The 17,106-nt window shown below is 68.6% G+C and carries 20 protein-coding genes and 1 pseudogene; 13 read left to right on the top strand and 8 right to left on the bottom strand.

Features of this window, described 5'->3' with window-relative positions; translation table 11 throughout:
- Window positions 1-102: 102 nt before the first annotated feature.
- The gene (locus ACLJK8_RS06880; protein WP_413149365.1) at window positions 103-1,641 is read left to right on the top strand and encodes a CHAD domain-containing protein; all 1,539 of its coding nucleotides are present in this window, start codon (window positions 103-105) and stop codon (window positions 1,639-1,641) included.
- Between the two features lie 114 nt (window positions 1,642-1,755).
- Here ACLJK8_RS06880 and ACLJK8_RS06885 read toward each other — a convergent pair whose 3' ends face one another.
- Together ACLJK8_RS06885 and phaR are read right to left on the bottom strand one after the other, a co-directional pair.
- Complete coding sequence (locus ACLJK8_RS06885; RefSeq protein ID WP_413149366.1) at window positions 1,756-2,520, bottom strand: Bax inhibitor-1 family protein; 765 nt, start codon at window positions 2,518-2,520, stop codon at window positions 1,756-1,758.
- Between the two features lie 396 nt (window positions 2,521-2,916).
- Window positions 2,917-3,522, bottom strand: coding sequence for a polyhydroxyalkanoate synthesis repressor PhaR (gene phaR, locus ACLJK8_RS06890; RefSeq protein ID WP_413149367.1), 606 nt, complete (start codon window positions 3,520-3,522; stop codon window positions 2,917-2,919).
- A gap of 323 nt (window positions 3,523-3,845) precedes the next feature.
- On the opposite strand from phaR, the gene ACLJK8_RS06895 reads away from it, so the two are divergent.
- The 4 genes from ACLJK8_RS06895 to ACLJK8_RS06910 all read left to right on the top strand — a co-directional run bounded on the left by ACLJK8_RS06895 (window position 3,846) and on the right by ACLJK8_RS06910 (window position 8,160).
- Complete coding sequence (locus ACLJK8_RS06895; protein WP_413149368.1) at window positions 3,846-5,114, top strand: alpha/beta fold hydrolase; 1,269 nt, start codon at window positions 3,846-3,848, stop codon at window positions 5,112-5,114.
- Between the two features lie 143 nt (window positions 5,115-5,257).
- Window positions 5,258-6,433 carry an acetyl-CoA C-acetyltransferase gene (locus ACLJK8_RS06900; protein WP_413149369.1) on the top strand — a complete coding sequence of 392 codons (1,176 nt, stop codon included), beginning with the start codon at window positions 5,258-5,260 and terminating at the stop codon, window positions 6,431-6,433.
- A gap of 117 nt (window positions 6,434-6,550) precedes the next feature.
- Window positions 6,551-7,276: an acetoacetyl-CoA reductase gene (gene phbB, locus ACLJK8_RS06905; RefSeq protein ID WP_413149370.1), complete on the top strand. Its 726-nt coding sequence runs from the start codon at window positions 6,551-6,553 to the stop codon at window positions 7,274-7,276.
- Window positions 7,277-7,419: 143 nt separating this feature from the next.
- Entirely contained in the window at window positions 7,420-8,160 is a 741-nt protein-coding gene (locus tag ACLJK8_RS06910) for a glutamine amidotransferase-related protein (protein ID WP_413149371.1), read from the top strand.
- Window positions 8,161-8,163: 3 nt separating this feature from the next.
- On the opposite strand, the gene ACLJK8_RS06915 is transcribed toward ACLJK8_RS06910, so the two are convergent.
- The gene (locus ACLJK8_RS06915; protein ID WP_413149372.1) at window positions 8,164-8,382 is read right to left on the bottom strand and encodes a hypothetical protein; all 219 of its coding nucleotides are present in this window, start codon (window positions 8,380-8,382) and stop codon (window positions 8,164-8,166) included.
- Between the two features lie 136 nt (window positions 8,383-8,518).
- Between ACLJK8_RS06915 and ACLJK8_RS06920 the strand changes: the two genes are divergently transcribed.
- The gene (locus ACLJK8_RS06920) at window positions 8,519-8,776 is read left to right on the top strand and encodes a DUF2312 domain-containing protein (RefSeq protein ID WP_413149434.1); all 258 of its coding nucleotides are present in this window, start codon (window positions 8,519-8,521) and stop codon (window positions 8,774-8,776) included.
- Between the two features lie 187 nt (window positions 8,777-8,963).
- Complete coding sequence (locus ACLJK8_RS06925; protein ID WP_413149373.1) at window positions 8,964-9,140, top strand: hypothetical protein; 177 nt, start codon at window positions 8,964-8,966, stop codon at window positions 9,138-9,140.
- Window positions 9,141-9,238: 98 nt separating this feature from the next.
- Here the strand turns inward: ACLJK8_RS06925 and ACLJK8_RS06930 are convergent, their stop codons facing one another.
- Window positions 9,239-9,649 carry a secondary thiamine-phosphate synthase enzyme YjbQ gene (locus ACLJK8_RS06930; RefSeq protein WP_413149374.1) on the bottom strand — a complete coding sequence of 137 codons (411 nt, stop codon included), beginning with the start codon at window positions 9,647-9,649 and terminating at the stop codon, window positions 9,239-9,241.
- Between the two features lie 177 nt (window positions 9,650-9,826).
- Here ACLJK8_RS06930 and ACLJK8_RS06935 point away from each other — a divergent pair.
- Window positions 9,827-10,590 (top strand): annotated as a pseudogene (locus tag ACLJK8_RS06935) (dienelactone hydrolase family protein).
- A 46-nt stretch (window positions 10,591-10,636) separates the two neighbouring features.
- Window positions 10,637-11,305: a hypothetical protein gene (locus tag ACLJK8_RS06940; protein ID WP_413149375.1), complete on the top strand. Its 669-nt coding sequence runs from the start codon at window positions 10,637-10,639 to the stop codon at window positions 11,303-11,305.
- Window positions 11,306-11,315: 10 nt separating this feature from the next.
- Here ACLJK8_RS06940 and recQ read toward each other — a convergent pair whose 3' ends face one another.
- Window positions 11,316-13,406, bottom strand: coding sequence for a DNA helicase RecQ (recQ, locus tag ACLJK8_RS06945; RefSeq protein WP_413149435.1), 2,091 nt, complete (start codon window positions 13,404-13,406; stop codon window positions 11,316-11,318).
- Window positions 13,407-13,417: 11 nt separating this feature from the next.
- Entirely contained in the window at window positions 13,418-13,987 is a 570-nt protein-coding gene (gene rsmD / locus ACLJK8_RS06950; RefSeq protein ID WP_413149376.1) for a 16S rRNA (guanine(966)-N(2))-methyltransferase RsmD, read from the bottom strand.
- Between the two features lie 169 nt (window positions 13,988-14,156).
- Between rsmD and ACLJK8_RS06955 the strand changes: the two genes are divergently transcribed.
- On the top strand, window positions 14,157-14,645 hold the full coding sequence (locus ACLJK8_RS06955) for a peroxiredoxin (RefSeq protein ID WP_413149377.1): 489 nt from the start codon (window positions 14,157-14,159) through the stop codon (window positions 14,643-14,645).
- 2 nt (window positions 14,646-14,647) lie between these two features.
- Here the strand turns inward: ACLJK8_RS06955 and ACLJK8_RS06960 are convergent, their stop codons facing one another.
- On the bottom strand, window positions 14,648-15,013 hold the full coding sequence (locus ACLJK8_RS06960; RefSeq protein WP_413149378.1) for a 4a-hydroxytetrahydrobiopterin dehydratase: 366 nt from the start codon (window positions 15,011-15,013) through the stop codon (window positions 14,648-14,650).
- A gap of 26 nt (window positions 15,014-15,039) precedes the next feature.
- Here ACLJK8_RS06960 and ACLJK8_RS06965 point away from each other — a divergent pair, with 26 nt between their 5' ends.
- Window positions 15,040-15,417 (top strand): DUF4186 domain-containing protein, encoded by a 378-nt coding sequence (locus ACLJK8_RS06965; RefSeq protein WP_413149379.1) that lies wholly within the window; start codon window positions 15,040-15,042, stop codon window positions 15,415-15,417.
- Entirely contained in the window at window positions 15,414-15,890 is a 477-nt protein-coding gene (gene ybaK, locus ACLJK8_RS06970) for a Cys-tRNA(Pro) deacylase (RefSeq protein ID WP_413149380.1), read from the top strand. The genes ACLJK8_RS06965 and ybaK overlap by 4 nt, the downstream gene beginning before the upstream one ends.
- A gap of 20 nt (window positions 15,891-15,910) precedes the next feature.
- Here the strand turns inward: ybaK and ACLJK8_RS06975 are convergent, their stop codons facing one another.
- Entirely contained in the window at window positions 15,911-16,363 is a 453-nt protein-coding gene (locus tag ACLJK8_RS06975) for a MarR family winged helix-turn-helix transcriptional regulator (protein ID WP_413149381.1), read from the bottom strand.
- A 70-nt stretch (window positions 16,364-16,433) separates the two neighbouring features.
- On the opposite strand from ACLJK8_RS06975, the gene ACLJK8_RS06980 reads away from it, so the two are divergent.
- On the top strand, window positions 16,434-17,099 hold the full coding sequence (locus ACLJK8_RS06980; RefSeq protein ID WP_413149382.1) for a glutathione S-transferase family protein: 666 nt from the start codon (window positions 16,434-16,436) through the stop codon (window positions 17,097-17,099).
- Window positions 17,100-17,106: the final 7 nt, after the last annotated feature.

Here is a 17,106-nt window from a genome sequence, read left to right on the forward strand (position 1 = left end):
CGATTCCCTTGGCAGAAAGCGGTTCCAACGACATAGCGTAACACGCTTTTCGCATTTCAGACAGCATTCCGCCGAGAGGGCATCCAGACGGGAGGGTGGGGCATGACGACCGAGGTCGAACTCAAGATCACGCTCGATCCGGGCGGCGACGCCCGTCTGCGCCGGGCGCCGGCGCTGGAGGATCGCGCGGCTCCGGCGCGCAACGCCGATCTGGTATCCGTCTATTACGACACGCCGGGCGAGGCGCTCGCCCAGGCCGGCATCGCGCTGCGCCTGCGGCGCGAGGGGCGGCGCTGGGTCCAGACGATCAAGATCAAGGCGGGTGAGGAGACCGGCGGGCTCTTCGCCAATCGCGAGGTGGAATGCCCGGCGCCGGGCGCCCGGCTCGTCCTCGAAGGCGAGGACCCCGCTTTCGCCACCGTGGTCGAGACGGCGGGCGACGCGCCGCTCTCGCCGCTCTTCGAGACCCGGGTCAAGCGCCGGATCGAACTGATCCGGGTCCCCGAGGGCCTCGTCGAACTGGCGATCGACAAGGGCGAAATCGTCGCCGGTTCCCGTGTCGAGCCGATCCTCGAGGCGGAGCTCGAACTGAAGGAGGGCGCGGTCGCCGCGATCTATTCACTGGCGCGCAAGCTCTTCCAGTCGGGCCCCGTCCGGTTCGCCCCGCTGAACAAGTCCGCCCGCGGCTACGCGCTTGCGCGGGGCGACGGCGACGCTTCGGTGAAGAAGCCGACAGGCCCCGATTTTTCGGGGGAGACCGGCGTCGAGAAGGTGGCACGCGACATCCTGCGCGACTGCTTCGCCCAGATCATCCGCGAACAGGAACGCCTCGCCGACACCACCGAACCCGAGGGCGCGCACCAGCTTCGCGTCGGGATGCGCAAGCTTCGCACCGCGCTGAAGCTGTTCGAGCCGGTGCTCGGCTCGGGAACCGCCGTGACGCGGCTCTCCGATCAGGCGCGCGAGCTCGGCAAGGCGATCAGCGCGCTGCGCGATCTCGACGTGCTGGAGGGGGAGATCAGCGAACTGACCGAGACCGGCCTCGACGCCCAGGCGCGCGACGCGCTGGTCGCGGCGCTCTCGGTCCGGCGGGAGAGCGAACGCGCGGCGGCGCGCGCGGCCATCGCGGGTCCGGACGGCGCCGCCTTCCTGTTCGATCTCGGCGAGTTCATCGAGACCCGCGGCTGGCTCGAACCCTCGGATTACGACCAGACCGCGCGGCTGGCACGACCGGTCGGCGAGGTGGCGCCGGAGATGCTCGGCAAGCGGTTGAAGGCGGCGCGCAAGCGGGCGAAGCATCTCGACCGGCTCGACGAAGCGGCGCTGCACGATCTGCGGAAGTCCCTGAAGAAGCTCCGCTATGGCGTCGAGATGCTCGCGCCGATCTACGAGGGCCGCGAGGTCGCGCTCTATCTCCGCGCGATCAAGGACATGCAGGACGGTTTCGGCAGCCTCACCGACGCCGCCATGGCCGCCGTCTGGCTGACCGGCGAGGACGCGCTGGGCGCCGGCGACCCGGCGGCGCAGCGCGCGGCGGGCTGGCTCCTCGGAACCATGGCCGCGCGGGTCGCCTCGGACCGGCCGCGGATCTTCGCCGCATGGCAGGAGCTCGCCGACCGCAAGCCCTTCTGGCGGAAATAGCACCCCGACTGGACCTGAATCCCGCATAGGGGGAGCCCAGCGCCCGCCTGTCCAACAAAAAACCCGCCGATCCGGAGATCGGCGGGTTTGGCGGTGGCGATAGACCGGTTCAGATCACTCGCGCTGGCCGAAGAGCTGCAGCAGCATCATGAACATGTTGATGAAGTTCAGATACAGGCTGAGCGCCCCCATGATCGCGGCCTTGCCGAGATAGGCTTCGCCCTCGGCGGCGCGCATCTGGAGGTAGGTGTTCTTGATGTTCTGCGTGTCATAGGCGGTCAGGCCCGCGAAGATCAGCACGCCGATCACGGAGATCGCGAACTGCATCGCCGAGGAGGCGACGAAGATGTTCACGATCGACGCGATGATCAGGCCGATCAGGCCCATGATCAGGAACGAGCCCCAGCCCGAGATGTCCTTCTTGGTCGTGTAACCCCAGAGCGAGAGGCCGGCGAAGGCGATCGCGGTGATGAAGAAGACCTGCGCGATCGACATGCCCGTGAAGACCGCGAAGATCCACGAGATGCTGAGGCCCATCAGCGCCGAGAACAGCCAGAACACGCCCTGCGCCGTGGCCTCGGACATGCGGTTGAGACCCGCGCCGAAGGCGAAGACGACGATGAGCGGAGCGAACATGATCACCCACTTCAGCGGCGAGTTGAACATCGCGACGATCAGCCCCTCCGGGATGATCGCGGTCGGCTGCTGGTCGACCACGCGGGCGAAGTCGCTGCCGACGATATAGGCGACGAGGCCGGTGATGATCATCGCAACGGCCATCAGGCCGTAGACCTTGTTCATATGCGCCCGCAGACCCTCGTCGATCCGCGCGGCGGTGGCGCCGGCTCCAGTCCGACGGATAGTCTCGTATTCGGCCATAAGGTTCCTCCGTGTGAGCCAAAGGCCGCGAGGCGCACTCGCGGACCCGTCTGATATTTGGATATTGCCCCGCCGGATTCAACGGGTCAGTGCTGTCAAGTCTTCGTATTCATGACAAAAATAGGCTGAAGAGTCCAACGCGGCGGAGGCCGCGCTCGCTTCCGTGATCGGCGGCCCGACCCGCCGAAAGCCCGTGATTGCGAATGCGCCGGTTCCGCCGTTTCGCAACGCCGCGACGCGCGCATCCGAAAACCGAGCGATTCGAGCCACTAACGGCGGGACCCGCGCCCGCCAGACCCCAGGAGGCAGGCCCGCCATCGACCCGCCGCCCAGAACAGTGCCGGGGTTGGCGGCCCTCGCGTACCGCCGCGGCGTGGGCGGGCGCCCCCGGGGTGGTCAGGAATCCTTGACGAGCTTCGAGAGCTGATCCTGCATCGCCGCGAGCTGCGCCTTCAGTTTCTCAAGCTCGGCATCCTTGCTCTGCTTGGCATTGTTGCCGCCGGCGCCCGCCGCTCCACCACCGCGCGCGTTCATGCCGCTCGCGAAGGGGGCGAACATCCGCATCGCATTCTCGAACCACTCCATGTTCGACCGCGCCAGAGCCTCGAAGTTGGCGAGCGCCGGATTGGCCTCGAAGGCCGAACGCACCTGCTCGCGCATCGCTTCCTGATTGCGCGCGAAGGTCTCCATCGACGCGTCGAGATAGCCGGGCACGAAGCCCTGCAGCGTATCGCCGTAGAGCCGGATCAGTTGACGCAGGAAATTCGCCGGCAACATCGTCGGCCCCTTGGCCTCCTCCTCGAAAATGATCTGGGCGAGCACGGCGCGGGTGATGTCCTCACCCGTCTTCGCATCATTCACGACGAAATCGTGTCCGTCGCGCACCATCTGCGCGAGGTGGTCCAGGGTGACGTAGCTCGACTTCGCGGTATTGTATAAGCGGCGGTTCGCGTATTTTTTGATGATGATCGGCTCGCCCGCGGTTTCGTTCTTTTCAGCCACGCGCGTGTCTCCTAAGTGAATATGAACTCCCTGCGGCCAGCTTACCGCCCGCGCGACGGTGCGGAAAGACATTTATCGCAGGTGCGAATGACCGCGGCGGGCAAATGCGGGGCGACGCGAGCGATGGACGTGAGGGCTCGGGAAAGGACAAGGCCGGCGGATATCTCGCCGGAGTCTCGGGCATCCGGACCCGGCGACGGCCGGCCGCGCCCGCCCGCGCGGACCGAGCGCGAAAGGGCCGCCGCCTATCTCGATCTCTGGGAACGCCATGTTTCCGGCACCGCGGTTCAAGGACACGGGCCCGTCACGCCCATGACCAAGCCTTGACGGCGATCGCCGCGACGCGCGACGCCTTGCCCGCGGCGGCGCATCGGATCGGCGAGCCGAGCCCGCTCATCTTCCACCTCAGCGCCGCGCTGGCGGCCTATGCCCAGGCCCTGTTCGCGGCGCCCCGCGCGGATTCGCCGCGGTTCCCCTGGCTCGACGAATGCGCCGCCGACGCGGCCGCGCTCGGCCCGGACCTCAGCCAGGTCGAAGTCGCGGCGGAGATCGCCGCCCGGCTCGGCGCGACGATCCGGGGTCTGGAAATCTGGCAGGCGCATCCCTATCGCCGCGCGATGGACGAGCCGCCGGTGATCTGGGCCGAAGGCGCGGCGCGGCTCATCGACTATGGCGCCACGGGGCCGAGCGATCCGACGGCCCGCCCGGTTCTGGTGGTGCCGAGCCTGATCAACCGCCCCTATGTCCTCGACCTCCAGCCGGAGCGGTCGCTGCTGCGCTGGCTCGCCGCGCGGGGCGCACGCCCGCTCCTCCTCGAGTGGGGCGTTCCGGGACCCGCGGAGACGGGCTTCGGCCTCGACGACTACGGGGTGAAGCGCATCCTGCCGGCTCTCGCAATCGCACGGAGGCTCGGCGGCGGACCCGTGCCGGTGCTCGGCTATTGCATGGGCGGCACGCTCAGCGTGGGGGTCGCCGCCCGGCGTCCCGATCTGGTCGCGCGGCTGGTCACGATCGGGGCGCCCTGGGATTTCGCGCCGGTGGATGGCATCGCCGGAGGGTTCCGCGCGCTCCTGCGCGCCGAGGGACCGGAGCGGATCGAGGCGATGCTGGAGACTCTGGGCCAGGGTTTCGGCGCGGTGCCGGTCTCGCTCTTCCAGATGCTCTTCGCCATCGTCAACCCGATCCAGGCGGCGCTGAAGTTCCAGCGTCTCTCGCGGCTCGATCCGGCGAGCGCCGAGGCACTGCATTTCGTCGCGCTCGAGGACTGGCTCGCCGACGGCATTCCGATGGCGGCGCCGGCGGCCCGGGAGCTGCTGGTCGACTGGCAGATCCGCAACCTCACCGCGCGCGGCGAGTGGCGGTTCCTCGGCGGCCCGGTCAGGGCGGGCGACATCCGCTGCCCCACGCTGATCGTCGCCGGGAGGAATGACACGATCGCCCCGCCCGCGCTGGCCGAGCCGCTCGCGGCCGCGATTCCGGGGGCGCGGCTCCTGAGCCCGGATACCGGCCATGTCGGCATGGCCGTCGGGAGCCACGCGCCGGCCCTGGTCTGGCGCCCGGTCGCGGAATTCCTCACTGCGAACCAGCCCTGAAACGCTCCTCAGGCACGGGGGACAGTTGTGGTGCCCTCCGACATGTGCGACGAGGGGTCCCGAGCCGCGCACGAATCGTGCGCAGGGGAGGCTCTCAGAATACTTTGAGTACGCGGCGCGCTTGCCCGTGGAAGGAGGAACGTATGACCAACATCGTAATCGCCTCGGCGGGACGTACCGCGGTTGGCAATTTCAACGGCGGCTTCGCGACCGTGCCGGCACATGATCTCGGCTCCGCCGTGATCAAGGGTGTGCTGGAGCGCGCCGGCGTCGATGCCGCGGATGTGTCCGAGACGATCCTCGGTCAGGTGCTGACCGCGGGCCAGGGTCAGAATCCCGCCCGTCAGGCGCATATCAACGCCGGTCTGCCGCAGGAAAGCGCGGCCTGGGGCATCAACCAGCTCTGCGGCTCGGGCCTCCGGGCGGTGGCGCTTGGCGCGCAGCACATCCTGCTCGGCGACGCGGAAGTCGTCGTCGCGGGCGGCCAGGAGAGCATGACCCTCGCCCCGCACACCGCCTTCCTGCGCGCGGGCCAGAAGATGGGCGACCTCAGCTTCCGCGACTCGATGCTGGCCGATGGCCTCATGGACGCCTTCAACCAGTACCACATGGGCGTCACCGCCGAGAACGTCGCCAAGGAATGGCAGATCACCCGCGAGATGCAGGACGAATTCGCGGTCGCGAGCCAGAACAAGGCCGAGGCGGCGCAGAAGGCCGGCAGGTTCGACGACGAGATCATCCCCTATACCGTGAAGACCCGGAAGGGCGAGACGATCGTCGACAAGGACGAGTTCATCCGCCACGGCGCGACGCTCGAATCGATCCAGAAGGTGCGCCCGGCCTTCCAGAAGGACGGCACCGTGACGGCGGCGAATGCGAGCGGCATCAACGACGGCGCCGCCGCCGTGCTGCTCATGACCGCCGAGAACGCCGAGAAGCGCGGCATCGAGCCGCTGGCCCGCATCGTCTCCTATGCGACCGTCGGCCTCGACCCGAAGATCATGGGCGTCGGCCCGATCTACGCGAGCCGCAAGGCGCTTGCGAAGGCCGGCTGGAAGATCGACGATCTCGACCTCGTGGAAGCCAACGAAGCCTTCGCGGCCCAGGCCTGCGCCGTGAACAAGGACATGGGCTGGGATACCTCGAAGGTGAACGTGAACGGCGGCGCGATCGCGATCGGCCACCCGATCGGCGCCTCGGGCGCCCGCGTGCTCAACACGCTGCTCTACGAGATGAAGCGCCGCGACGCGAAGAAGGGCCTCGCCACGCTCTGCATCGGCGGCGGCATGGGCGTCGCGATGTGCGTCGAGCGTCCGTGACTTCCGCGCCGACCCGGGCGCTGACCCCGGCGCCGGTCGGCTGACGGCTCCAACCGCCGCGCCGGGACGCAGGAGTCCCGGCGCGATCAAAAAAGCTTCTCAATCGGAGGAACGAACATGGGACGTGTGGCACTCGTCACCGGCGGGTCGCGCGGCATCGGCGCGGCGATCTCTCTGGCGCTCAAGGAGGCTGGCTTCACCGTGGCCGCGAACTACGCGGGTAACGACGAGGCGGCGAAGAAATTCACCGACGAGCACGGCATCAAGACCTACAAGTGGTCGGTCGCCGACTACGACGCCTGCGCCGAGGGCATCAAGCAGGTCGAGGCCGACAACGGCCCGGTCGAGGTGCTGGTCAACAACGCCGGCATCACCCGCGACGCGATGTTCCACAAGATGACGCCGCAGCAGTGGAAAGAGGTGATGGACACGAACCTCACCGGCGTCTTCAACATGACCCATCCGATCTGGACGGGCATGCGCGACCGGAAGTTCGGCCGGATCATCAACATCTCCTCCGTCAACGGCCAGAAGGGTCAGGCGGGTCAGGCGAACTACTCCGCCGCCAAGGCGGGCGACCTCGGCTTCACCAAGGCGCTGGCCCAGGAAGGCGCGCGCGCCGGCATCACCGTGAACGCGGTTTGCCCGGGCTACATCGGCACCGAGATGGTGCGTGCGATCGACGAGAAGGTGCTGAACGAGCGCATCATCCCGCAGATCCCGGTCGGCCGTCTCGGCGAGCCGGAAGAGATCGCGCGGATCGTGGCCTTCCTCGCCTCCGACGACGCGAGCTTCATCACCGGATCGACGATTTCCGCGAACGGCGGCCAGTTCGTCGTCTGACCGGCGGAAAGCTGCGACAATCCTTCAAGGGCGCCCGTCTGGGCGCCCTTTCGCGTTCCCGGGGCGCGCGCGCGCCCATCGCCACCTCTTGTCGGGGTGCGGTGAACGCGGCACATGGAGGAATGCGTGGACGGAGGCAGCCCATGAAGATCGGAATCCTGGAGACCGGCGAGGTCGCGGAAGAACTGCGGACCCGCCACGGCGACTATCCGGCGATGTTCCGCGAGCTTCTCGCCGCGGCCGATCCCGCGTTCGAATTCGGAACCGTCCGGGTGGTGGCAGGGGAGATGCCGGCCTCCCCGCGTCAGGCGGATGCCTGGCTCGTCACCGGTTCGCGCCACGGCGTCTACGACGATCTGCCCTGGATCGAGCCGCTGAAGGCCTTTCTGCGCGATTGCGTCGCGGCCCATGTTCCCGTCGTCGGCATCTGCTTCGGCCATCAGATCCTCGCCGAGGCGCTCGGCGGCCGCGCGGTGAAATCGGATCGTGGCTGGGGGCTCGGCGTGCATGACTACCAACTCGTCTCCCGGCCGGGCTGGCTGGCCGACGCTCCGGAGACCTTCTCCATGCGCGCCGTGCATCAGGATCAGGTGGTAACACAGCCGCCGGGAACGACGGTGCTGGCGAAGTCGGCGTTCTGCGATTTCGCCGCCCTCGCCTATGGCGATCCCGAGACGCCGGACGCGATCTCGCTCCAGCCGCATCCCGAATTCGGGGCGGAGTACATGGCAGAGCTTCTGGACCTGCGCGCGGGCACGTCCTTTCCGCTGCCCGATCTCGACGCGGCCCGGCCCGGGCTCGCGCGCGCGGTGGCGAATACGGACTGGGCGCGCTGGATCGCCGCCTACCTTCGGCGGGCGGAGGCCGCGCGGGACGCCGCCTGAGGCCTAGCCGAGCATCAGCCCGACAACCATGAGGCCGAGCCCGAGCGCCGCGAGCCCCACGGAGCCGAAATTGATCGCGAGCAACCGCCGCAGCCGGGCCTGGACCACTTCCGGCGCGGGTTTCTCGCGGCGGATCACATAGCCGGTACGCACGCAGTAGCCGAGCCCGACGAGACCGGCGGCGACCATCAGCCCCCCCAGAATGACCAGAAGCGTCATCATCGCGCGGCCCTCCCCTCCAAGGTGTTCGAGGGGCGCGTTTAGGGGCCGGTTTCCGGCGGCGCAAGGGCCTTGTTCCCGCGGGGGACGGAGGCTAGGTTCCGCGCCGCGTCTCAGAGGGGAAGATCAATTGGACGAAATGATCGAGGATGATGCCCCGGCCGCCTACAAGGTCACGGCGGGCGAACTGCGCCAGTTCATCGAGCGCTTCGAGCGGCTCGACGAGGAGAAGAAGGCGATCGCCGAGCATCAGAAGGAAGTCATGGCCGAGGCCAAGGCGCGCGGCTACGACACCAAGGTGCTGCGCAAGCTCATCGCGCTGCGCAGGAAGGACCCGGCCGACGTGTCGGAGGAGGAGGCGATTCTCGAGGTCTACAAGCAGGCGCTCGGCATGTGAGGGGGATCGGCGCGGGTGATTCGTCACGCCGCGTGACGAAATTCGCTCCCGGTAATGCGCGTTTATGCTCAGATATCATTGGACTTTCCTGATTGCGCGCATTTGTGAGCATTACCGCGCTTGCCTTTTTGCTGCAGGTGCGAAATGGTTTGCTCGTCAGGTCCGAGGGGACCGCAAGGAGAAGCCCATGCTTGAGCAGACCAAGACCGAACTGTTGCGTATCTCGATCGAGGACGAACTGGGTGGTTTCCGGCATTTCGCCGACCTGCCCTCCACCGAACTCGAAACCATGGCGGCGCGGATCGTTCGCGTCGTGACCGACGTGCTCGGCCAGTCCGAGGCGCCGGAAGCCAAGGCTGCCTGAATCCGGCCCGCCTGAGGCCCGCGGCGGAGCCGGAACACGGGGCCCCGCCCGCCCCCTTGGCCGCGCAGCCCGTCAGATCGCGGCGTCAAGTCGCAGCGTCAGGCGAAATGCGCGGCCACTTCGCGCCGGTGAGGCCGGCGCCTGTGCTCCCAGAGATAGATCCCCTGCCAGGTGCCAAGGAGCGGCGTCCCGTCGGCGACGGGGATCGACAGCGACACCGGCAGAACCGCGGCCTTCAGATGCGCCGGCATGTCGTCGGCGCCTTCCAGGACATGCGTGAGCCAGGACATCGCCGGATCGTCCGCCGAGGGCACGAACCTGCCGAGCCACGTCTCCAGATCGGCCCGCGCCGAGGGATCGGCGTTCTCCTGTATCAGGAGCGAGCAGGAGGTGTGTCGGACGAAGAGCGTCAGCAGCCCGTCCCCCGCCCCGCGGGTGAAGCGGCGAACTTCCGCCGTGAACTCGTAGAGTCCCGGCCCATCGGTCGCCATCGTGAAGATCGTTCGCATACTGTCACCGTGCACCCGCGCTGAGGTCCGATCACGATAACAAGAGAGCCTGCGATGACCAGACTGACCGCCAGGGATCTTCGTCCCGATCCGCTGGAACTCCACGACCATCACGCCCTTGGCAGGATCACGAAACGCGCGTTCCTCGGCCATGCCGCGAAATTCGCAGTGACGAGCATGGCCGCGACCGGACTGCTCGGCGCGTTGAGCCCGAACGACGCGCTCGCGCGGCAGGTGAGCGACACCGATCCCGATATCCTGGCGAACTACCTCACCTACGCCTCGCCACTCGGCCACGGCGAGGTGCGCGGCTATCTCGTCCTGCCGGCGAAAGTGGCCGGCAAGGTGCCGGGCGTCGTCGTGGCGCATGAGAACCACGGGCTGACCCCCCATATCGAGGATGTCGCGCGCCGCGTCGCCAAGGCCGGGTTCATCGCGCTCGCCCCCGACGGGCTGACCGCGGTCGGCGGTTATCCGGGCAATGACGAGGCGGGGCGCGAACTCCAGAGCAAGGTCGATCCCGAGAAGCTGATGAACGACTTCTTCGCGGCGGTCGAGTTCCTGATGGCCGATCCCCGGACAACCGGAATGTCGGGATCACCGGCTTCGGCTACGGCGGCGGGGTCGCCAACGCGGCGGCGGTCGCCTTTCCCGAGCTCGGCGCGGCGGTTCCGTTCTACGGCCAGCAGGCGGCGGCGACCGATGTTCCGAAGATCCAGGCGCCGATCCTGCTCCACTATGCCGGTCTCGACGCGCGGATCAACGAGGGCTGGCCGCCCTACGAAGCCGCGCTCGGGGAGTACGGCAAGACCTACGAGGCCCATGTCTACCCGGAGACGCATCACGGCTTCCACGACGACACCACGCCGCGTTACGACCCGACGGCGGCCGATCTCGCCTGGCAGCGGACGATCGACTGGTTCAACAGGTATTTGACCTGACCCCTGAAACTTGCGAAATCGCTTCGGAACATCTCGGAAGCGGATTTTGGCTCTCGGAAGGATCATCACCCCTCGCGCCCAGCGGCTCCGGCGTAGCCTCGCCGGCCTGCTCGCACTCGCGCTCGCTCTCGTGGCGACCGGCCCGGTCGCGGCGTGGTCACCCGACGAATTTTTCTCGCGTTGCGAAAACGACTGCGCCTTCTCCCTTTTCGCCGGCGACTATATCGAAGATTCGCTCAACGACATGCTGCTCATGAGACCGCCGCCGACCGGCTGGGACTTTACCGATGAGGACCAGTTCGTCGGGCTGGCCTTCTCGCGCCGGACCCGCCTCTACGCCAGGCACTTCACCTTCGAGCCGGAATTCGGCGTCGGCCAGCGTTACGGGCGGCAGGACGTGACGGAGGTCTGGGGCGCGCTCTTCCTACGCTATCAGGGCCTTCCGTGGGATGCCTATCTGCCCACGACCTTCGCTGTCTCGACCGGGCTGAACTGGGCATCCGAAATTTCGGAAACGGAGAGAGAGCGCGCCCGCGACGGCAAGGGCGACAACCTCATGCACTATCTGGCGCCGGAAGTGACCTTCGCCCTGCCGGACGCGCCCGACAGCCAGCTCTTTTTCCGCATCCATCACCGATCCGGCGTCTTCGGCCTCGTGAACGACGCCCACGGCGGCGCGCATTACGGCACGATCGGGCTCCGCATCTGGTTCTGAGCCCAGGGGCTCACTCGCCGGCGTTGAGCGCGTCGAGGAAGGCTTCGCCGAAACGCGCGACGCGGGGCGCGTCCATCCCCCGCACGCGGGCGAGCGCGGCGAGGCTCCCCGGCCGCTCCTCCGCGATCCGGGCGAGCAGCGCCGCCCCGCAGTCGAGCGGCTTCGCGAGCCCGTCCGCCCCCCGCGCCAGACGCCGATGCGCTTCCTCCAGCCGGTCATAGGCCGCCGCGCCCGAGGAACCCGCGAGTTTGCGCCGGGCCGGATGCGGCAGATCCGGCGCCGATCCGGCGATGACGGCGAGGAAGGTCGGCCCGAAACGCTCCAGCTTCGTCGCGCCGACCCCGGTGATGCCGCGCATCCGGTCGAGCGTTTCGGGCCGGACCGTCGCCATCTCGATCAGCGTCCGGTCCGGGAAGATCACATAGGCGGGCACACCCTGCGCCTCCGCGAGTTCGCGCCGCTTCGCCTTGAGGCTCGAGAGCAGCCCCTCGTCTTCCTCCGAAACCTGCGCCAGCACCCGCCGCTCGGGGCCGGCGGCGCGCGCGACGGTATCGGCGCGCAATTCCAGCGCCGCCTCGCCGCGCAGGATCGGCCGCGCGGCCTCGGTCAGCCGGAACGCGCCATGGCGCGCGGGATCGGGGCGGATCAGGTCGAGACCCATCAGCTGTCGGAAGATCGACTGCCACGCGGGTTTCGCGAGGTCCCGCCCGACGCCGAAGGTCGGAAGCTGCTCGTGCCCCCGGCGCAGCACCCGCTCGGAGCGATCGCCGCGCAGGATCGCGATCAGATGCTCGGCACCAAAGCTCTCGCCGGTCCGGAGCATCGCCGAGAAGGCCTTGCGCGCCGCGTCCGTCGCATCGAAAAGCGCGGGCTTGTCGCGGCAGAGGTCGCAATTGCCGCAGGGCTCCGCCATGTCCTCGCCGAAATAGGCGAGCAGCGTCTGGCGCCGGCAATGCTTCGCCTCGGCGAGCCCGAGGAGCGCGTTCAGCCGCTTGTGATCCGCGTCCTTTCGCTCTATCGGCGCCGCGCCCTCGTCGATCTGCGTCCGGCGCAGGCGGATGTCGTCGGCGCCGTAGAGCGTCAGCGTATCGGCGGGTTCGCCATCGCGCCCCGCGCGGCCGATCTCCTGGTAATAGGCTTCGATCGATTTCGGCAGGTCAGCATGGGCGACATAGCGGATGTCGGGCTTGTCGACGCCCATGCCGAAGGCGACCGTGGCGCAGACGACAAGACCGTCCTCGCGCTGGAATCGCGTCTCGCCGAGCCTGCGGTCCTCGTCGGAAAGCCCGGCGTGATAGGCGAGCGCGGTATGCCCCGCCTCGCCGAGCGCGGTCGCGAGGCTCTCGGTCCGCGCCCGGCTCGCGCAATAGACGATGCCGGAGAGGCCGGGGCGGGCCGCGACGAAATCGAGGATCTGGCGGCGCGGATTGTTCTTCGGCGCGAAGGCGAGCGAGAGGTTCGGCCGGTCGAAGCCGCGCAGAAAGACCCGCGGGGCCGCCTCGCCGAACAGCCGCGCGGCGATCTCGGCGCGGGTCTCGGCATCGGCGGTCGCGGTCAGGGCCACGGTCTGGACGCCGCCGAGCATCCGGCGCAGCGTGCCGACCCGGAGGTAGTCCGGGCGGAAGTCATGCCCCCACTGGCTCACGCAATGCGCCTCGTCCACCGCGAGCAACGAGACGCCGAGCCGGGTCATGAGCCCGCCCGTCCCGGCCGAGGCGAGGCGTTCCGGCGCCATGTAGAGCAGTTTCAGCGCGCCTTCATCGATCGCCTGGAAGACCTCCTCGGTCTCCTCCGGGCTGTTCGCCGAGGTGAGCGCCCCCGCCACCACCCCCGCGGATCGGAGCGCGCGCACCTGGTCGCGCATGAGCGCGATCAGTGGCGAGACCACGACGGTGACGCCGGGCCGGGTCAGCGCCGGAAGCTGGTAGAGCAGCGACTTGCCGCCACCGGTCGGCATGATGGCGAGCACGTCAGCGCCCGCCTCGATCGCGGTGACGATCTCCTCCTGACCGGGGCGGAAGTCGGGAAAGCCGAAGATTTCGCCGAGCAATCGCCTGGCGTCGCTCTCGCGGAGCGCCGTCGCACGGGTGACCTCGGTCATGGCGTGACCAGTCATGGCTCGGCGCGGAAGAGGCTGATCATCGTGTCTCCATACCGGCGGGCGTCGAGCAGGGTCAAGCCGGGCGGAGCCGCGGGCGGCGTGTTCTCCTCCCAGACGACGAGCGCGCCCTTCGCGATCCAGCCGCCCGTGAGCGACGCCTCCATCGCCCGCTCGCCGAGGCGCTTGCCGTAGGGCGGGTCGAGGAAGACCAGGTCATGCGGCGCCTCCGGGTTCGGGCCGGGCCGGGTCGCATCGCGGGCGATCACCCGCGTTTCCGCGCCGACGCGGAGCCGGTCGATATTGTCGCGCAGAAGTTTCAGCGCCTTCGCACCCTTGTCGATGAAACAGGCGCTTTCCGCCCCCCGCGACAGCGCTTCGAGCCCCAGCGCCCCGGTCCCGGCGAAAAGATCGAGCACGCGCGCGCCTTCGAGGGCCGGCACGTCTCCGAGCGGCGCATGCGCGATGAGGTTGAAAAGGCTCTCGCGCACCCGGTCCGTGGTCGGGCGCAGGTGCTCGCCCGCGTCGCCCGCGCCCACGGCGGCGAGCGCCGCGCCCCGGAACCGACCGGCGATGATCCGCATCAGGGCACCCGCGGCGCGGCGGAGGCGGAAAGGTCGGGACTCATCCGGTCGCGGCTCGTCCGGTCGGGGGTCATGGCGGTTTTCCGGGTTGGTCTTCGGGGGCTCTCCCCTCTATATCCGGAGCCGGGGGCGCGGCAACCGGCGCACCGGTCAAGAAGGAGAGGACGAGATGAGCATCAAGGTCGGAGACGCCCTGCCCGAGGCGAAGTTTCTGGAAGTCGGCGAGAACGGCCCGGCGGAGGTCGCCCTCTCGGGTCTGACAAAGGGGCGCAAGATCGTGCTCTTCGCGGTCCCCGGCGCCTATACCGGCGTCTGCTCGACCCAGCATGTCCCGAGCTTCATCCGTGTCGCCGACGACATCCGGGGCAAGGGCGTCGACGAGATCGTCTGCGTCTCGGTCAACGATCCCTTCGTGCTCAAGGCCTGGTCCGAGGCGACCGGCGGCGGCGCGGCGGGTATCCGCTTCGTCGGCGACCCGGCCTCGGAATTCACCAAGGCGGTCGGGCTCGACTTCTCGGCGCCGCCGGCCGGTCTCATCGATCGGTCCAAGCGCTATGCGATGCTCGTGGACGATGGCGTGGTGAAGGTGCTGAACGTCGAGGCGGCGCCCGGCCAGTGCGAGGTCAGCGCGGGCGAGGCGCTGCTCGCGGAGATCTGAGCCTAACCCCGGTGATGCGCCTCGCAGAGACAGAGCGCGGGTTCGGAATGGTCGGTCTGGACTTCCACCTCCGGCCCCGCGAGCTTGTCGAGGCGCTTCGCCAGCTTGATGTCGAACTCGCTCAGGCCCCCGCACGAATGGGTGGTGAGCGTCACGTCCACGACATTGTAGACGTTCTTCCACTCCGGATGATGGTTCAGCTTCTCCGCCGCGAGCGCCGCGCGGGACATGAAGCCCCAGGCCTCGGAGAAGGTCCGGAACTTCCAGATCTTGCGGATCGCGTCCCGCGCCGGATCGGCGCGCCAGCCGGCCGTGTCGAGGCCGGGAAGATGCTCCTCGCGTTCCCCTTGGGTCAGCGCCTCGGTCATGGCGATCTCCTCGCGCGATGTCGGTCATGGATCAGTTAACCGGAGAACCTCGCCTCGCGCCACTCCCGCGCCTCGCGACCTCCGCGTTCCGGCGGCGGTTCCGTCTCGGCGCGCGGGAACGGGACCATGCCGATCGCAAGGGCCGCGCGGAGATCCTCGCGCATGCGGGTGATTTCATCGCCGCCCGTCTCGCCCCGGCCGACCCGCCGAATGACGGGCGCCAGACGCCGATGCGCGGCCATCCGGTCTTTATCGCGCAACATGCGACGGCGACCTGCTGTCGGGGATGCCTCGCGAAATGGCACGGGCTGCCCGCGGGCCGCGCGCTGTCGAGGGTGGAGCAACGGGCGGTGGTCGGGCTGATCATGGCCTGGATCGACGCGGAAATGGGGTACCGGCCATGACGGCGGCGACGCAGGCGACCGAGGCGCTACGCAAGGCGGGCGTCGCTTTCGCGACATATGAATATGCCTATGACAAGGCCGCGACCCGGATCGGCGAGCGGGCGGCGGAGGCGCTCGGACTGCCGGCCGAGCAGGTGTTCAAGACGCTGATGCTCGAAGTCGATGGCCAGCCGCGCTGCGTCGTGATCCCGGTCGCGGCGAATCTGTCGATGAAACGCGCGGCGGCGGTCTTCGGGGGCAAATCGGCGAAGATGATGGAGCCCGCGAAGGCCGAACGGCTGACCGGATATGTCGTCGGCGGGATCAGCCCGGTCGGGCAGAAGCGGCGCGTGCCGGTGGCGCTCGACGATTCGGCGGTGGCGCGGGAGCGGATCGTGATCAACGGCGGCCGGCGGGGGTTCATGATCGAACTCGCCGCCGGGGATCTGCGCGCCGTGACCGGGGCGGAGGTGGCCCGCCTCACCGCCGATTAGCCGCCCCATCTGTCACCCGATCAGCCGAGCGCGCCGAGACCCGCGCGGAGCGGACCGGCGAGATCGCCAAGTTCACCGTCGATCGCGCCGTGCGTCTCGATCCAGATCGGCAGCGCGGCGGCGAGCAGCGCGCGCCCCGGCTCCGTCAGACCGATGAGACGCCCGCGCCGGTCGGTCTCGTCGGGCATGGTCTCGATCAGGCCGCGACGTTCCAGCGGTTTGAGGTTGGCAGTCAAGGTCGTGCGGTCCATCGCCAGCGTTTCCGCCACCGCGCCGAGCCGGGGCGGCTTCGGCCGGTTGAGCGACATCAACAGTGAGAACTGCCCGCTCGTGAGCCCGAGCGGCCGCAGCACGACATCGAACCGCCGCGCGAGCGTCCGCGCCGCCCGCTGCGCCGCGAGGCACAGGCAGTGGTCGCGCACGTGTAGCGTCGTCGCGTACGGAACCATCGGGTTGGGCGGAACATTGCTCATGGATGAATATGTTGACATCAACGGGAATCGTCAAGTACGTTGATATCAACCTAATGAGAAGGAGATTCGCATGACCGACCGTCACGAAGTCACCGCCTTCGACTGGGTCCCGCCCTTCGCCGCCGGGCTGGTCCGCGACCTTCGCGTCCGCTGGGCGCTGGAGGAGGCCGGTCTGCCCTATGAGGCGCGGCTGCTCAGCGCCCGAAGCGAACGGCCCGCCGCCTATTTCCGCGAACAGCCCTTCGGCCAGGTGCCGGCCTATCGCGATGGCGAGGTCGCGATGTTCGAGAGCGGCGCGATCGTGCTCCATATTGCCGAGCGGAGCGAGGCGCTGATGCCGCGCAACCCCCAGGGCCGGGCACGGACGACCTCCTGGGTCTTCGCCGCGCTCAACAGCGTCGAACCTCTGGTGTCGGAACTCGGCGCCGTCGATATCTTCCATCAAGGCGAGGAATGGGCGCGGCTTCGGCGACCGGGGCTGGTCGCGGAACTCGGCCAGCGGCTCGATCGGGTCGCCGACTGGATCGGCGAGAGCGACTATCTCGAGGACCGCTTCACAGCGGGCGATCTCATGATGACGACCGTATTGCGCAATCTGCGCGATACCGATCTCGTCTCGGAGCGCCCGGTGCTCGCCGCCTATCAGGCGCGCTGCGAAGCGCGGCCGGCCTTTGGCCGGGCGCTGGCCGGGCAGATGGGCGATTTCAGGAAAACCGAAGCCTCGGCGGCGCATTGAACCGTCC

It is taken from the genome of Amaricoccus sp. W119 (assembly GCF_047275745.1).
In the GTDB taxonomy this organism is placed as follows: Bacteria; Pseudomonadota; Alphaproteobacteria; order Rhodobacterales; family Rhodobacteraceae; genus Amaricoccus.

What these genes read in the sequence shown, in the direction of transcription:
- rsmD (WP_413149376.1), bottom strand. Translation starts at nt 13,987, where the DNA reads ATGCGGATCATCGCCGGTCGGTTCCGGGGCGCGGCGCTCGCCGCCGTG.
- ACLJK8_RS06910 (WP_413149371.1), top strand. Translation starts at nt 7,420, where the DNA reads ATGAAGATCGGAATCCTGGAGACCGGCGAGGTCGCGGAAGAACTGCGG.
- ACLJK8_RS06920 (WP_413149434.1), top strand. Translation starts at nt 8,519, where the DNA reads ATGATCGAGGATGATGCCCCGGCCGCCTACAAGGTCACGGCGGGCGAA.
- recQ (WP_413149435.1), bottom strand. Translation starts at nt 13,406, where the DNA reads ATGACCGAGGTCACCCGTGCGACGGCGCTCCGCGAGAGCGACGCCAGG.
- ACLJK8_RS06980 (WP_413149382.1), top strand. Translation starts at nt 16,434, where the DNA reads ATGACCGACCGTCACGAAGTCACCGCCTTCGACTGGGTCCCGCCCTTC.
- ACLJK8_RS06975 (WP_413149381.1), bottom strand. Translation starts at nt 16,363, where the DNA reads ATGAGCAATGTTCCGCCCAACCCGATGGTTCCGTACGCGACGACGCTA.
- ACLJK8_RS06885 (WP_413149366.1), bottom strand. Translation starts at nt 2,520, where the DNA reads ATGGCCGAATACGAGACTATCCGTCGGACTGGAGCCGGCGCCACCGCC.
- phbB (WP_413149370.1), top strand. Translation starts at nt 6,551, where the DNA reads ATGGGACGTGTGGCACTCGTCACCGGCGGGTCGCGCGGCATCGGCGCG.
- ACLJK8_RS06965 (WP_413149379.1), top strand. Translation starts at nt 15,040, where the DNA reads ATGGATCAGTTAACCGGAGAACCTCGCCTCGCGCCACTCCCGCGCCTC.
- ACLJK8_RS06915 (WP_413149372.1), bottom strand. Translation starts at nt 8,382, where the DNA reads ATGATGACGCTTCTGGTCATTCTGGGGGGGCTGATGGTCGCCGCCGGT.
- ybaK (WP_413149380.1), top strand. Translation starts at nt 15,414, where the DNA reads ATGACGGCGGCGACGCAGGCGACCGAGGCGCTACGCAAGGCGGGCGTC.
- ACLJK8_RS06960 (WP_413149378.1), bottom strand. Translation starts at nt 15,013, where the DNA reads ATGACCGAGGCGCTGACCCAAGGGGAACGCGAGGAGCATCTTCCCGGC.
- ACLJK8_RS06900 (WP_413149369.1), top strand. Translation starts at nt 5,258, where the DNA reads ATGACCAACATCGTAATCGCCTCGGCGGGACGTACCGCGGTTGGCAAT.
- ACLJK8_RS06880 (WP_413149365.1), top strand. Translation starts at nt 103, where the DNA reads ATGACGACCGAGGTCGAACTCAAGATCACGCTCGATCCGGGCGGCGAC.
- ACLJK8_RS06925 (WP_413149373.1), top strand. Translation starts at nt 8,964, where the DNA reads ATGCTTGAGCAGACCAAGACCGAACTGTTGCGTATCTCGATCGAGGAC.
- ACLJK8_RS06930 (WP_413149374.1), bottom strand. Translation starts at nt 9,649, where the DNA reads ATGCGAACGATCTTCACGATGGCGACCGATGGGCCGGGACTCTACGAG.
- ACLJK8_RS06955 (WP_413149377.1), top strand. Translation starts at nt 14,157, where the DNA reads ATGAGCATCAAGGTCGGAGACGCCCTGCCCGAGGCGAAGTTTCTGGAA.